This window comes from Gluconacetobacter dulcium, assembly GCF_014174165.1.
Taxonomy (GTDB): Bacteria; Pseudomonadota; Alphaproteobacteria; order Acetobacterales; family Acetobacteraceae; genus Gluconacetobacter; species Gluconacetobacter dulcium.
The window spans coordinates 112,123-125,834 of sequence record NZ_JABEQN010000013.1 but is presented as its reverse complement, the minus strand read 5'-3'; the positions used below and the strand labels follow the sequence as shown (position 1 = coordinate 125,834).

General features: G+C 65.3%; 11 protein-coding genes and 2 pseudogenes. 5 read left to right on the top strand and 8 right to left on the bottom strand.

Features of this window, described 5'->3' with window-relative positions:
* From HLH25_RS11755 to HLH25_RS11745, 3 genes and pseudogenes are all read left to right on the top strand, one after another.
* Nucleotides 1–161 (top strand): annotated as a pseudogene (locus HLH25_RS11755) (IS256 family transposase); the annotation flags it as partial.
* Nucleotides 162–488: 327 nt separating this feature from the next.
* Nucleotides 489–1,178, top strand: a complete 690-nt coding sequence (locus HLH25_RS11750; RefSeq protein ID WP_182974240.1) for a DUF2268 domain-containing putative Zn-dependent protease — start codon at nucleotides 489–491, stop codon at nucleotides 1,176–1,178.
* Between the two features lie 411 nt (nucleotides 1,179–1,589).
* The gene (locus HLH25_RS11745; RefSeq protein ID WP_182950141.1) at nucleotides 1,590–1,796 is read left to right on the top strand and encodes a cold-shock protein; all 207 of its coding nucleotides are present in this window, start codon (nucleotides 1,590–1,592) and stop codon (nucleotides 1,794–1,796) included.
* Nucleotides 1,797–1,990: 194 nt separating this feature from the next.
* Here the strand turns inward: HLH25_RS11745 and HLH25_RS20300 are convergent.
* Nucleotides 1,991–2,230 (bottom strand): annotated as a pseudogene (locus HLH25_RS20300) (SDR family NAD(P)-dependent oxidoreductase); the annotation flags it as partial.
* Here HLH25_RS20300 and HLH25_RS11735 point away from each other — a divergent pair.
* Entirely contained in the window at nucleotides 2,175–2,525 is a 351-nt protein-coding gene (locus HLH25_RS11735; RefSeq protein ID WP_182974239.1) for a TetR family transcriptional regulator C-terminal domain-containing protein, read from the top strand. The pseudogene HLH25_RS20300 and the gene HLH25_RS11735 sit on opposite strands and share 56 nt — an antisense overlap.
* 58 nt (nucleotides 2,526–2,583) lie before the next feature.
* On the opposite strand, the gene HLH25_RS11730 is transcribed toward HLH25_RS11735, so the two are convergent.
* From HLH25_RS11730 to HLH25_RS11720, 3 genes are all read right to left on the bottom strand, one after another.
* Nucleotides 2,584–3,687, bottom strand: a complete 1,104-nt coding sequence (locus HLH25_RS11730; RefSeq protein ID WP_182974238.1) for a linear amide C-N hydrolase — start codon at nucleotides 3,685–3,687, stop codon at nucleotides 2,584–2,586.
* Between the two features lie 751 nt (nucleotides 3,688–4,438).
* Nucleotides 4,439–6,343, bottom strand: coding sequence for a CocE/NonD family hydrolase (locus tag HLH25_RS11725; protein ID WP_182974237.1), 1,905 nt, complete (start codon nucleotides 6,341–6,343; stop codon nucleotides 4,439–4,441).
* Between the two features lie 36 nt (nucleotides 6,344–6,379).
* Nucleotides 6,380–8,800 (bottom strand): TonB-dependent receptor, encoded by a 2,421-nt coding sequence (locus tag HLH25_RS11720; protein WP_246402077.1) that lies wholly within the window; start codon nucleotides 8,798–8,800, stop codon nucleotides 6,380–6,382.
* Nucleotides 8,801–8,929: 129 nt separating this feature from the next.
* Here HLH25_RS11720 and HLH25_RS11715 point away from each other — a divergent pair, with 129 nt between their 5' ends.
* Entirely contained in the window at nucleotides 8,930–9,823 is an 894-nt protein-coding gene (locus HLH25_RS11715; protein ID WP_246402075.1) for a LysR family transcriptional regulator, read from the top strand.
* 166 nt (nucleotides 9,824–9,989) lie between these two features.
* On the opposite strand, the gene HLH25_RS11710 is transcribed toward HLH25_RS11715, so the two are convergent.
* The 4 genes from HLH25_RS11710 to HLH25_RS11695 form a co-directional block, all read right to left on the bottom strand.
* Nucleotides 9,990–10,481: a cupin domain-containing protein gene (locus tag HLH25_RS11710; RefSeq protein WP_182974248.1), complete on the bottom strand. Its 492-nt coding sequence runs from the start codon at nucleotides 10,479–10,481 to the stop codon at nucleotides 9,990–9,992.
* Between the two features lie 109 nt (nucleotides 10,482–10,590).
* Complete coding sequence (locus tag HLH25_RS11705) at nucleotides 10,591–13,173, bottom strand: topoisomerase (RefSeq protein ID WP_246402073.1); 2,583 nt, start codon at nucleotides 13,171–13,173, stop codon at nucleotides 10,591–10,593.
* The gene (locus tag HLH25_RS11700) at nucleotides 13,173–13,445 is read right to left on the bottom strand and encodes a hypothetical protein (protein ID WP_182974234.1); all 273 of its coding nucleotides are present in this window, start codon (nucleotides 13,443–13,445) and stop codon (nucleotides 13,173–13,175) included. The genes HLH25_RS11705 and HLH25_RS11700 overlap by 1 nt, the downstream gene beginning before the upstream one ends.
* The gene (locus HLH25_RS11695) at nucleotides 13,426–13,704 is read right to left on the bottom strand and encodes a hypothetical protein (protein WP_182974233.1); all 279 of its coding nucleotides are present in this window, start codon (nucleotides 13,702–13,704) and stop codon (nucleotides 13,426–13,428) included. The genes HLH25_RS11700 and HLH25_RS11695 overlap by 20 nt, the downstream gene beginning before the upstream one ends.
* Nucleotides 13,705–13,712: the final 8 nt, after the last annotated feature.

Below are 13,712 nucleotides of genomic sequence, written 5' to 3'. Positions count from 1 at the left end.
CCAGGGGTCATTTCCCCAATGACGACGCGGCCCTCAAGCTCCTCTTCCTGGCCTTGAACCGGGCCGAGAAAGAATGGATCATGCCCCCGAGGGAATGGTCCATGGCAAAGGCACAGTTCGCCATTCTCTTCGGTGAACGCTTCGCGCGCGCCACCGTCTGATCAACAATGTGCTCAACGCCTCGCACACGAAATTCCTGACAGTCCCTCGCCAACGCAATATCGCAAGCACGAAGGCAAACAGCACAACGCATCAAGACCGACGAAATAACCATCCATCCCCCAAAGCAGATTCATTTCCCGCCACCCAGTCTCCACGCAAACAAGCAAACAGTTATAACAGAACGGCGTGCGGGGACGCGCCGCCTCGGCTCCTGTCCCGTTTCACTGTTCCGCCCCACTGTCTCCCCGCCTCATTGACAGGCACCTCATTGACAGGCACCCGGCCCCCTCCGCATCCTCGCCACCCCCGGCGCAGGAGCGGTGAACATGCACAACTGGCACCTCCACTGGCTGCGCGCCACCGGCAACCTCGACGCGCAACAGGCCGGCATCCAGGCCGCCATCGCACAAGCCCACACCCTGCTCTCCACCCAACTGCCGCCGCCGCCGCTCGATATCCTCATCCAGCCCGCCCGCCCCGGCACCATCCCCGAAATCGGCATCGGCGGCCGCGCCTGGCACGCCCGGCTGGTGTCGCTCACGATCGACCCCGCCAATCCCAACACGGCCGCCACCATCGCCAACGGCACCCTGACGCGCGAGATGCTGCACGAGGCCCACCACACCCTGCGCATGGCCGGCCCCGGCTACGGCCGCACCTTCGGCGAGGCCCTGGTCAGCGAGGGCCTCGCCTGCCACTTCGCCCACACCCTCAGCCAGATGCCACCCGCCCCCTGGGAGGGCGCCATCGACCGCCCCGCGATCCTGCAACGGCACGACCGCCTGCCGCCCATGGCCGCCACCGGCTACGACCACGCCCGCTGGTTCTTCGGTACCGCCGACATCCCCCGCTGGTTCGGCTACACGCTGGGCTGCGCAATTGTCCAAACCTGGCGCGACACCGCCGGCCCCCTGTCCGCCGAACGCTGGATCACCGTCCCGGCCACGGAAATCATCGCCGCCGCCCGTGCCACCGGCCTGCTGCCGCCCGACAGGGCGGACATCGCGCCGGCGTAATCCCATCCCACGTCACCGGTGGCAAAGGTGGGAAAGTCGGGCTCCTCCCCCGCCGGTCCTCCCGGATTGGCAGGGCCAGTTTCCCTCCCTCAAGGGCTTCAACCTCACCATTCCCACCTCTCCCACCGGGCCGGCCGAGAGAATTTCCGTTACCAGAACTGGTCGTTTTCTGTTGGTTTTCGGCATAACGCCGCATATAATCAACGGTATAGAAACTATTTCCAATGTAATGGATCATGAAGGAGGCAAGAATTTTTTGCTTGCTTCCAAAATTTATTCATGTGTAGATGGCGACGGTGGATGCTTTTATGAGGATCTCTGACGCGCGTTGCGTCGGCGCTGTCCCGTGACAAGTTACGATTGCGTACACGTTTTGTATGTACCACCGCACTACAGTAAAGGAGCCTCGTTATGACAACAGGCACCGTAAAATGGTTCAACTCCACCAAAGGCTTCGGCTTCATCCAGCCCGAGGACGGCACTGCGGACGTATTCGTCCACATCACCGCTCTTGAGCGCGCTGGCATGGCCACCCTCAACGAGGGCCAGAAGATTTCGTATGAAATCGAGGCTGGCCGCAATGGCAAGAAGTCCGCGGTCAATCTCAAGGCTGCGTGAAGGTTCCGCCAGCGGCACCCTCGGAAAACCGCCCTTCGGGGCGGTTTTTTTATGCGCGGGACACAATCCCAGGCCGAGCCGGCCCCGGCACCGCAGCACGAGGGCCGCAGCACCAGGACCGACCCCACGACATTGGCGCTCCGCGTCCCCTCCGTCTCGACCAGACCCGGATTGATGGCATTGACGCGGATCTGCCTCGGCCCGAGTTCCCGCGCCAACGTCCCGGTCATGGCATCGACCGCCCCCTTCGTCCCGTTATAGACGACCGAATTGGGCGGCGTGATCCGCGACACGACGGAGCCGATATTGATGATGCTGCCCCCCGCCCCGACGATCGCCGAAACCACCGCATCCGGCCCCACCTGGCCGGACGCATAATTGACGACGACGGCCGCCTCCCAGTTCACCCGCGACGACCAGCCGGCCGGCTGCATGATCGCCACCGCCGTCACCCAGTGCGCCCCGAATCAGGCCCGCCTGCGCGATCTCCTGACCACCCGGCGCACCGAGGCCCAAGCCGCCCTGGTCACCCGCCTGCGCGCCGGCATCACTTCAGGCGACCTCCCGGCCGAGGCGGATATCGAAGCCACGGCCGCCTTCTACAGCGCCCTCCTGCGCGGCATGAGCCTGCTGGCGCGCGACGGCGCGCCAAGGGAAAGGCTGCTCGCAATCGCCGATATCGACCTGCACGCCTGGCCCGCACCCCCACAGTCCGGAAGCATCTCTTAAAAGGCCGTCCGGGCCTGCCCATCCTCCCTCTTCAGCGGCCGGCAGGCAGAGGGCAGCCTCATTCCTCGCCGGCCTTCAGCACGCAGCACTGTGCCCGCAGCGGCGGCGCGATGCCGAGAAATTTGAACGGCGCCGCCGGCCTGAACTGCGCGTTCGCCACGCCGGAATAGATATTGGTCTGGTTCGGCCCAAGCTCCAGCTTCATCACTTTCCCGGTCTTCTCCGAGAAATCGAGCGTTTTCAGATCCACCCAGAAGATATTCGGCGTCAGGACCGATTCGAAGAAATACAGCCTGCGCTTCTGGTCGGCGACCGTCCGCCAGCGCGTCGACGAAATATTGGGCTGGTCGGGCGTCGTGATGCCGAACGGCACCGACACATTGCGGATCACGCTGAACACGCTGGCAATCGCCTCGACCGGGCTCTCGCTTTTCGGAATCGCGTTGACATAGAAGGCGGCCCGCGCAAACCGGTCGGCGGCGCGGTTGGTGCCGGGCAGCATCACCGTGCCGCCGATATCCTTCCAGTAGGCGTTCAGGGCAAGCTGCTTTTCGAAACTCGGCGAATTGGTCATCACCTGATAGTCGCGGCTATGGTGAATGACCTGCTTCCCGTCGATATATTCGATGATCGCACTGTCGCCCGAGGCATCGGAGAGCGACAGATGCAACGTGGCCAGCCGCGTCTCGCCGGGCACGTTCGCCGTGACGATCGTAAAGGGCTCCTTCGCCAGCGTATCCACGGCTTCCTGCACGGTGGCGAAATTATCCAGCACGTACTGCGCCCACGCCGCGATCGACAATCCCTTTTTTGTACCGTCATATTTCGGATATTCGGACTCGACCAGCCACAGCACGTTGGCGACCAGCCCGGCCTCGTTCATGCCATCCGTGGTGGAGATATCGTAGCCGGAGGCAATGACGCTGCCATATTTCGATGTCCAGACGACAGACTGCGCCCCGGCCTCCCCCGAACGCCGCATCCCGCGCGGAAAGACCCAGAGATTGGTCGCGACATCGGTTTTCCAGTCCATCGACCGGGCCGTGATCACCTCATTATCCGCGCCATGATAGACAAAGCGCGTGCAGGCTTCGACCGCCGGCGCGGCCAGCAGACCAGCCGAAAGAGCGGCGGCAACGCAGGTTGCGACAAGCTGGCGCATTTTCCGACCTTTCAGTCCGTATTCGGCTCGTTTCCATCGTTTTCAGGGCCCGACCGAAAATGCGCGCCGGATCGCCGCCGGCGCGCATTTTCGGTCAGGCTCCCAGACAATAGGAATATCATCGCTCCTTCCGTGTCAAAGGAATCAGGCCGCCCAGCCCGCGCATCAGCATGACTGGCCATGAATCATCCAGATTTTCTCGCGCTTGCAACCCCGGAAATGGCCAGCCCCCGCGCGTCCTTCACCTGAAGCGGCAGGGCCGGTCCGCCGTCGGCACCTCGTCCACCTGCGCCCCCCTGTGCTCTGCCACGAAAGAAACGCTCCATCTCCGAACGCGGCCGCTGATTGCCGATATGCGGGAAGAATGGCAACCACCCGACCGTCGCATCGAGGCATTTGGCAGCGAATATGCCCCTGCCGCCCGACAGAACGAGGCGGCGCGGTTTCTGCTGACCATCCCGGACGCTGGCATTTTTTGAACGCGTCGGCACTGGCCCACCAATCGGGGATGCGGAAACAGTCCGCCCGCGACTGCGGCGCCCACTCAATCTACCGTTGAATACAGGAATGCCGCGCAGAGAAAGATTCGCAGGGCCTTTTCGCCCCCCTCGGGCAGGCACGGCGCCCGCCCAAGCATCCCTACTCCGGGCCTGCCCTGCCACGCGACCGGGTCACGGCCTGCTCCCCGCGAACACACGCCGGGATCGGCGGCCGCGCCCCATGCCGCGCACCGCCTTCGCGCCCCTAAGCCTCAATCCGCAGGCGGATGATCGATCCCCGCTCCCGCGACGGCAGCCGGAAGGACCGGAAGAATGACGGCGGATCGATGCGTGTCGTCATGCCAGATGGTCTGATGGGCGGTCACCACCGTCCGGGCAGTCGCCAAAGGCTCCCCGGTATTGGGATTGGGGGCGAACTGCGGATAGTCGCTGGACGAAATCTCCAGCCGGATTCGATGCCCAGCCTTGAACAGGTTGGAGGTCGGCCAGACCTTGATGTGATATTCGTAAACCTGTCCGGGCACGATCGGGGTCGGATGGCTCAGCGACTCCCGATAAGCGGCGCGGATAATGCCGTTATTCAGGTTGATCGCACGCCCATCGGGTCCGACATCCAGCAGCTTGGCGGTAAAATCGGTATCCTTGGCATCCGTCGTCGCAAACAGGTCGACCGTGATCGGCCCCGTGACGTTCATCGCCTCCACCAGCGGCGCGCTCGTATAGACCAGGATGTCCGGCCGCTGCTCGATGGCGGACTGGTCGAACTGCCCCTGCGGTCCCGACGTCCAGGAACAGCAGGAATGCCCCCCCAGGCTAGGCACCGGGTTGGCGGGATCATAGACGAAACGATCCGCCGCCGCGCCACGCGGCCTGGCGGTCGTCAACCCGCCATCGCCCATGGACGAATTGGCCCGCCCCTCGCTGCCCAGATACCAGGTGACATAATGCGTGCCCGCGATCGGAAACGACGTTGCGCTATGCCAGCGATTTTCCCCCATCGTGAAATAATCGACGCGCGGACCATCGGCAAAGCCGTTCGCCTGCCCCTTCAGCACATGGTCGAGAAACCGCACGGTCAGTTCGTTGACCGGACTGTCGGCAACCGGACCGATATCCTTCAGCCGCGGACTGACGACGGCATCGGGGCGCCCCCACCCGATATGCTCCCACGGCCCGATCACCAGGCGCTGGTTCGCCCGCGCCGCCGCACTCCCGCCGGAAGCGCGCATACCGTTGAAATTGTTGACCGCACCGTTCAGGAACGAATCATACCACCCGTCGAAGGCCAGGACCGGCACCTTGACGCGGTCGTAATGGGTGCGGACCTGGAATGCCTCCCAGAAACTGTCCCGCGCCGGATGGGCAACAGTGTCGTAGAAATAGGGCGCGACCTCCGGCTTGTCGGGGTGAAGCGGCGGGAACGCACCGTAGGGCGTAAAGGCCAGCCAGATCGACGGATTCTTGCCATCGGCGAACAGGCTCTTCGCCAGCGCCTTGTCGCCCCGATTGGCAGCGGCGCTGGACGCGATGGTCTCCAGGATCCAGGGTTCGATGAAGGCGAGGCGGAATGCCCCGTCCTCATAGCTCCAGCCGTCATAGTAATCGTCGCCGGTATTGGATGGAATGATCGCCTTCAGCGCCGGGGGCGTCGCGGTGGCGGCCAGCCATTGCGTCGCCCCGACATAGGACGAACCGTACATCGCCACCTGCCCATCCGCCCCAGGCAGGGCCGCCGCCCATTGTACGGTGTCATACCCGTCGTCGCGATCGTAGCGATATTCATAGAAGGTACCGCCCGATTTCCCCTGCCCTCTTATGTCCTGCACCACGACGATATAGCAATGCGACGCGAACCAGGCGGGCGATTGAAAGCGCGACGGCTGCACTTGCGCCGCTTCCTTGCCGTACTGCGTACGCATCAGCAGCACCGGCACCTTGCCGGACGTGCGCGGCGTATAGACATCGGCGCGCAGGACAGTGCCGTCGCGCATCGTCGCCGGCACGTCCACCGCCTTGCTGACCGGGCATGACCCGCTGCCCGCGCTGCTGGGCCACGCGACCGGCGCCGCGAGGGCGGCGGGGGCGAATGCCAGGCCGGACAGCGCGGTCGACGCGACGATGGCGGAGAGGCGAGCGGCAGACCGCAAAGACTTCATGCGTCTCATATCCTGAAAATACCCCGAAAAATTCTGTCAGAAACCGGTGCTCAACGACGCGACGACGGCCACGCCACCGGCACTGAGATAGAGCGGGGAAGACCCGGCGATGGTGGTGCCGTACCTGCCGCGCGTCGCCTTGGCATTGGTCGAAATACTCTGCACGCCCGACAGGTAGTTCTTGGCGCCGATATTGACGACATTCAACTGAAACTGCGGATGCTCGGCAAACCATACCCTGTGCATGCGATAGCCCAGCGTGATGTTGGCGGTCTCGTAGGCCGGCAGTTTCTCGTCATCCATGATCGCGGAATATTGCGATCCGACATAGTTGAAATTGAAATTCCCGAAGATCGATCCATCGTCGTACGCGATCCCGACGGCGGCCGAGAATTTCGGGCTCTGCACCGCGATCTTGCCCCGCGTGGGCAGCAGGTCGTTGCCCTTGTGGATATCGTTGTCCGTCGTCGCATGCAGGTACTGGGCCGATACATACGGACTCCAATGGTGCCAGGGACGCAGGCCGATTTCACCCTGTGCCCCGCGCGATGTCTTGCCGCCCGCCTCGATCGGCGACGGCAGCGGAATGCCGTTGATATATTGCGACGACGTGATCTGGTTGTTGGTGATGTTATAGTTGAACAGCGAGACGGAGATATTGACGGTGGAATAGTGACGGTAGCCGATCTCCTCGCCGATCGCATATTCCCCCTTCAGCGACGATTGCTTGGACGCCGGACGCGGGCTGGAGGTCGAGAACACCTCGCCATAGACCTGCACGGATGCCGGCGCGCGATAGGAGGTCGTTCCGTCGATATAGATCTGGTCGCGCGGCGTGATCTTGAAGCTGGCGGACACCTGCGGCAGCGGTTGGGCATAACTGCCGCCGACCTTGTAGTGCGTGGCGCCGGGAATCAGGTTGGTGGCCCAGCGGGTGATCATCAGGTAACGCAGCCCGCCTTCCAGCGTCAAGCGCCCACCCAACAGCTTCAGTTCGTCATCGATGTAGATCTCGTTCATCTGATGCTTGAAGTTCATGTCGAGCGTTCTGTACTGGCGGCCGTCCGGCAACGCCACCATGTATTTGTTGTAGCGGTTGGCAATGCCGCCGTCATAGCCGACGGGGGCGTAGTAGATGGGCTCCTCCAGACCGATATAGGTATAGATGTATCCGGCGCGGAACGTATTGACGCCCTCTTTCCATGTCAGCGCATTATTCACGAATCCGATCTTCTGCGGTACCGGATTGATGCTCGACGCCGTCATGACGCCATTGGTCTGGTACGGCAGGTTCAGGTCGGCGATCGGCTCGCTGCCGAAATACGACCCCTTGTCCTTGATGGTGACGCCACCGAAATAGAATTCGGAATAATTCATATAGGCCGGCGTCACGTCCAGCGACACCGATTGGCTCAGCTTCAGCTTCACCGGGGCGATCAGCACGGTCGAGCGGCGCTGGTATTGCTGCAAGCCGATCCAGTTCGTGTTCCCCGGAGAATATTCCTTGGTATAGTTGAACGAGGTCCCGTACTGCTTCCACTGCGCCATGGTCGCGGGGCGATAATTGCCCTGCTGCCAGTTGTCGTAGGAAAATATCAGGCCGGCGCTGCTTCCCTCGCCCCAGTTCTTGATGATCTTCGAATCGACATGGTATTTCTTGAACATACCCGACCCGCGCCACTGGTCGTTGGTCGTCGAGGAAAACGAGGCGAACGCTTTCACCCCGCTGTGGCCGATCTCGCCGGTATCGTAGCGGATGAATTCCCGTTGCAGCGATTTCGATCCGAAACTGAAATCGACCATCCCTCCCCGTCGGTCCAGCGGCCCGCGCAGGGCCACGGTCACCAGGCCGCCGACATCGTTATAGACCGGGGCACCGATATCGGGTGCCCCCTGCGCGACCGTGACCGACTGGATATTGTCGGTATCCACCATCGCCTGCGTATAGGGCGTGTAGTTGATGCTGTCGTTCAGCGGAATCCCTTCATAGACGAAGCCGATTTCCGCCTGTTGCAGTCCCCGGATCGACATCGCGGTATTCGACTGCCCCAGCGGGTCCGTGCTGGCCGAAATAACCCCCGGCAGGGCCGCGATCATGGCGATGGCATTGCCCGTCGGCGCCTGCTTGGCGATGAAATCGCGCGTGACCGTGCTTTGCGAGCGCGCCGTGGTCTGGCGCGCCATCAGGCCGCCGCCGGGCGTGGTGTTGGTCACGCCATTGGCGCTGCGAATCCCCCCGACGACCGAGACATCCTCCCCCTTGGGGGCGGGAATGCTCCTCGCCGCCGACGGCGCGGTCGGCCGTGATGCCGTCGGCGCGGCCGGGGCGGCGGCGTGCCCGGCGGAACTGGCCGTCTCCTTGCCGGCATGACGTGGGGGCCGCGCGTGTGCGACGACGGAAACCAGCGCGGTCGAAACCAGCAGCAACGCGGCGGGGTGACGGGACGAACGTATCAATGACCGTGTCCTCAAACGAAAATTGGCAGGGTGCGGTGTGATTTCGCACCCGTATTGTTTTTGATTTGAATATGTATGGTCAAATAACGGATTTTCTGATTTATTATAGACCGCATGAATATCTCGCGGATGGATCTCAATCTCGCCCAGGTGTTCCTCGCCCTGTGGCACGAACGCAGCGTCAGCCGGGCGGCGATCCGGCTGGCGCTGACCCAGCCGGCCGTCAGCGCATCCCTGCGGCGCCTGCGTGTTCAATGCGGCGACGAACTGTTCGTCCGCACCCGCTACGGCATGCAGCCCACGTCGCGGGCGACGGAGATCGCATCCGTGCTGGACGAATGCGTGAACACCATGCGCATCGCGCTGGGCAAACCGGGCGAATTCGACCCGGCGTCTTCCACCCGCAGCTTCGTGGTCGGATACGACGGCGGCGTGGATTACGCGCTCGGCTCGCAGTTGATGGCCAGGGTCCGCGAAGTCGCCCCCAACGTGACGCTGACCGCCCGCACGGTGGCACCGGGCACGATGAACCTGACGCTGGACCGCAAGGAAATAGACCTCGCCGTCACGATCTACCCGCTGACGCGCCCCGATTACGCCACGATATCGCTGACCTCGTACCGCATGGTGTGCGTCGGCAACCCGGCCCTCGTCAACCTGCCGGACAGTCTGCAACTCGAAGAACTATGCCAGTGGGACCAGATCCTGATCGAGGGCGCCCGCCAGCATAGCGCCTTCGACCATGCCCTGCGCAATCTTGGATTCAGTCGCACCATCCGGCTGGTGGTACCATCCTTCGGCCACCTGCCGCTTCTTCTCGGCAAATCGCGCACGGTCGCGGTCGTGCCGGAATATATTGCCCGCGCCTTCGGCGAGATGACGGATCTCCGCATCGCCAGCCTGCCCGACATCATCGGCCCGCGCGATGTCCGCCTGCTCTCGCCACTCACCATCGGAGGCGACGCCGGCCTGCATTGGCTGCAAAGCATGATTCTCGATCTGCACGCCATCTGGTCCGCCTGACACCGGCGCGCCATGCCCGATGGGGCGCATGGCACCACCAGATATACATCGTCCTTATATAACGGAATCTACTGTTTTATGAACAATCTCTGGCAGCATCCCGAAGCCGGTCCGCCCAGGCACGCCGACGATATGTCCGCGTCGGGCAGGCATCGCAGCCACGCCCTCATTTGAAGCGGCAGGGCTGGTCCACCGTCGGCGCCTCACCCACCTGCACCACCATCAGTTCCACCGGCGCGTCCCCCACATTCCCCGCATCGTGCCCGACATGCCCCTGCGCGTCCCTCCGGCTCAGCTGATCTTCCCCCAGCGACACCTCTCCCGGCCCCATCACCACCTTGTGCCCGTCCATGGCGGTCACATACCATGCGCCCTTCAGCGGAATGATCCATTGCACCTTCGGGTCGGGATGCCAGACGCCATTCCAGTGCGCCGGCTGCACGGTAAAGATCACCTGCGCCGGGCCGCTCTTCAGCCGGTCCTGCCATTGCGGCCCGGCCGGCGCGGACATCGTCTTCAGGTCGAAATCCCGCAGCGGACATTTCGTCATATGGCTGATGCCGTGATGATCGGCCCAGTTGTGCCAGTACCACATCGTCGGGCGCGACGGCACGTCCTCCGCCCGCGCCGCCCCGGTCGAGGCCGTGGCGAACGCCATCCCCGCCAGCAAGGCCAGCGCCCCGATCCGACCGTCATTCCCCATGGGCACCGCTTCCATTTCCATCAGGGGTCAACGATACGCCACCCGCCAGGGTTGCGGCCCCGCGTCACACCCGCTCGACCGCCCAACGCTTCACGCCGCCATGCGCCATCCCGCATTCCACGATCCGCAGCCCGTCGATCACCCGCCCCCGCCGCGCCAGAAACCACCGCCCCAGCCGGCGGGAATTCAACCGCCCGGCCGGCGTGCCGGCAATGCGCAGCAGCGCATCCCGCAACTCCGCGTGCCGCAACCCGTCGCGATACCCGGCGGCATCCTGCCGTTCCAGCGCCGAAAGATCGTCGATCTCCCGCACCGTCCGCCCGCAATGCCGCCCCACCCCGGCCGCCTCGGCCAGCAGGCCCAGCATCTCGCGCAACTCGCCGCGCTCCGGGTCGTCCTCGCGCGCCGCCTGCATGCTCAGGCACGGATCGGCCCGCCCCAGCCACACCAGCGCCGCCCGCACGGTGCGGCTCCAACCCTCGAACGAGGCCAGAGGCGGCAGGTCCACCGCCGCCCCGCTTCCCATCCAGGCGCGCAGAATCGTCAGGCAGGCGGCAACATACGCCCCGCGATCGGCCATGATGTCCGCCACCGGATCACGGGCAAACCGGCGCAGTTCCGGCTGCTCGACCCCGGCATCCAGCGTCGCCAGCAACGCCCGCCGCGTCATGTCGCCGCGCACCCGCAGCGCATTGCCGGTGGCGAAGATCACCGCCCGGTTCTCGATCTCGACACTGGACGACGCCCCCAGTTCGCGCAGCCGCAGGATCGGCCGCTCCGTCGCCTGGCACAGCAGGTCCCCGCCCAGTTCCTCGTTCACATTGTCCAGCGACATGATCGGATAGCCCGCCAGCAGCAGCCCGGTCAGGCGCTTTTCCATCTCCGCCACATCCTCGCCCGCGCTGGTCACCGGGCACACCCGCCCGGTCGCGATCACGCTCGCCAGATCCACCAGAAAACTCTTGCCCGACCCCGGCGCGTTGGCCCGAAAGGCAAAGAGCGGGCTCACCGGCATCATCCCCCGCGCCACGGTGGTCAGAATCGCCGCCAGCGCCACCGACCGGTCGGCCTCGGCGGCAAAGGGAAACTCCACCAGCAGCCCTTCCAGCAGCGCCAGCGCCGCGTCGGCCGCCGCCCGCGTCGGCTCCGGCAGGCTCAGTTCCAGCGTCGGATCGTCCACATGATAAAGCCGCGTCGCCAGATCATAGCCCGGCGCCATCAGCACCGACCCGTCCGGCCGCAGCGTCGGCGTGGTGATCACCCCGGCCAGCACGGGAAACGGCCACGTCCCCGCCCGGCTCAAAATCACCTGCGCCACCGCCGCCGGCGGGTCGATCGCCTTCCACCCCTGGCTGCGCCGGTCGAACCGCCGCCATTCCACCACCTGGCACAGCAGGTCGGTCAGCGCCGGCACGCCGACATCCATCAGGCACGCCGCCTGCGTCAACCGCCCGTCCGCCGCCGCCACCTCGCGCCGCCCCGGCCGCATCAGACGGGTACCGCGCTGATAAACCGGCGCATTCGCCGCCACCAGCGCCCGTTCCCCGGCACTGGCCACCAGGTCGATCTCCCCGCCGCGTACCGCAATCGGTTCCAGCCCGGCCACCCGCCGCGCCACCACAGGCCCGCCTTGCGCCCCGGCGCGCTTCACGCTGGTGCCGCACAGCACCGGCCCCACCCGCTCGCACAGCCACGCCCGCGCGTCGGGCACGCGCAGATCCGCCGCATCGTCCCCCGGCTCCAGATCGCCGACATCCACCAGCCGCACCGTCGCGGCAATTCCGCCCAGAATGGCGGCAATCTCCGCCGCCGCCTTCGCCCCCGGCGCATCGTGATCGGGCCACAGAATCACATGCCGTCCCGCCAGCACGCTCCAGTCCGCCCGGCCCACATGCCCGCTGCCCGCCGTCCATGTCACGCACGCCATGCGCGGAAACAGGCATTGCGCCGCATCGGCCGCCTTCTCGCCCTCGCACACCAGCACGGTGCGCGCCCGCATCACCCGCTCCAGCCCGTACAGCGAGCGCGGCACGGCGGCATGGCGCGGATGCCAGCCCGTCCGCTCACCGCCCTCGCCCCGCAGCGTACCCCAGGTCAGCGGCATGATCCGCTTGCGCGCATGCGCCGTCGCATCGCGCCGCACCACATAGCGCATCACCCGCCCGGCCGCGTCGCGATAGGCGTAAACATGGTCCCACCCCGCCAGGTCCGGCATCGGCGCCCCCGGCGGCGGCACGCCGGGCCGCCAATCCTCATCCTCGTCCGGCGCTGCCCGCCGCGCCGGCGCGCCCGCCTCCACCCCCAATAACGCCCCCAGCTCGCGCGCCGCCCGCACCCGGTCGTCACCCGCATGCAGCGCCGCATAAAGGCTGATCGGATCGCCCCCACGCGGCCCGCCGGCAAAATCCGCCCAAAGCCCGGTGCGCAGGTTGATCGAGAGCGACCGCCCCGGCGCATTGTCCAATCCGCCCACCACCCATTCATCGCCCCGCCGCCGGCCCGCCGGCAGCCAGCCCGCCACCAGCGCCGGCCAGTTCGCCAGCGCCGCCGCGTTGATCGCATCGAACGGAATCCCTGCCGTTCCCGTCATGATCTGTCCTTGTCGTTTCAGCAGGGGGCCGCCCGTCACCCCCGGTCGTCGGGGCATCAGCATTCGGCGCGGCAGGTGGGGCACAGACGCAGGAACGGTGACGCCACCTGGAACGCGGCCCGGCAATTCAGGCACGTCCGGTCGATCAGCTTCGGCGCCACCCGCTTCATCCCGGCCCTCGGCGCCCGGCGGCGATAACTCAGCCGGTCGCGGATCGTCTGCACCCGCATCTCCAGCGCCTGCGCCACCTGCGTCACCCGCAGCCCCTTCGCCAGCAGGGCATCCACCTGCGGGTCCAGCCGCGCCCAATCATATTTCGATGGCCTCATCACGCCCTCCGTGTTCCGTCGGGCAGACCGGCCGAGTTCCCCCATCGCGCGTCCGGGCATCGCGCATGCACGCCACGACCCGCAGCCGTGTCGCCCGCCGCACTTCCCGCCCCGCCCGCATCTCATGGACGAAGCGCGGGTCCTTCATCGCCAGCACGCCGAAAGCCGTCGCCGACAGGCCGCTCTCGGTCAGGAAGCGCTCGATCATCCCCAGCAGGGGATCATGCCGATAGGAAAGGGAAACAGGATCAGTCCGCATGGATAGGC

Coding starts and splice junctions, on each gene's coding strand:
- HLH25_RS11730 (WP_182974238.1), bottom strand. CDS start 3,687: ATGCGCCAGCTTGTCGCAACCTGCGTTGCCGCCGCTCTTTCGGCTGGT.
- HLH25_RS11715 (WP_246402075.1), top strand. CDS start 8,930: ATGGATCTCAATCTCGCCCAGGTGTTCCTCGCCCTGTGGCACGAACGC.
- HLH25_RS11705 (WP_246402073.1), bottom strand. CDS start 13,173: ATGCCCCGACGACCGGGGGTGACGGGCGGCCCCCTGCTGAAACGACAA.
- HLH25_RS11710 (WP_182974248.1), bottom strand. CDS start 10,481: ATGGCGTTCGCCACGGCCTCGACCGGGGCGGCGCGGGCGGAGGACGTG.
- HLH25_RS11750 (WP_182974240.1), top strand. CDS start 489: ATGCACAACTGGCACCTCCACTGGCTGCGCGCCACCGGCAACCTCGAC.
- HLH25_RS11725 (WP_182974237.1), bottom strand. CDS start 6,343: ATGAAGTCTTTGCGGTCTGCCGCTCGCCTCTCCGCCATCGTCGCGTCG.
- HLH25_RS11700 (WP_182974234.1), bottom strand. CDS start 13,445: ATGAGGCCATCGAAATATGATTGGGCGCGGCTGGACCCGCAGGTGGAT.
- HLH25_RS11745 (WP_182950141.1), top strand. CDS start 1,590: ATGACAACAGGCACCGTAAAATGGTTCAACTCCACCAAAGGCTTCGGC.
- HLH25_RS11695 (WP_182974233.1), bottom strand. CDS start 13,704: ATGCGGACTGATCCTGTTTCCCTTTCCTATCGGCATGATCCCCTGCTG.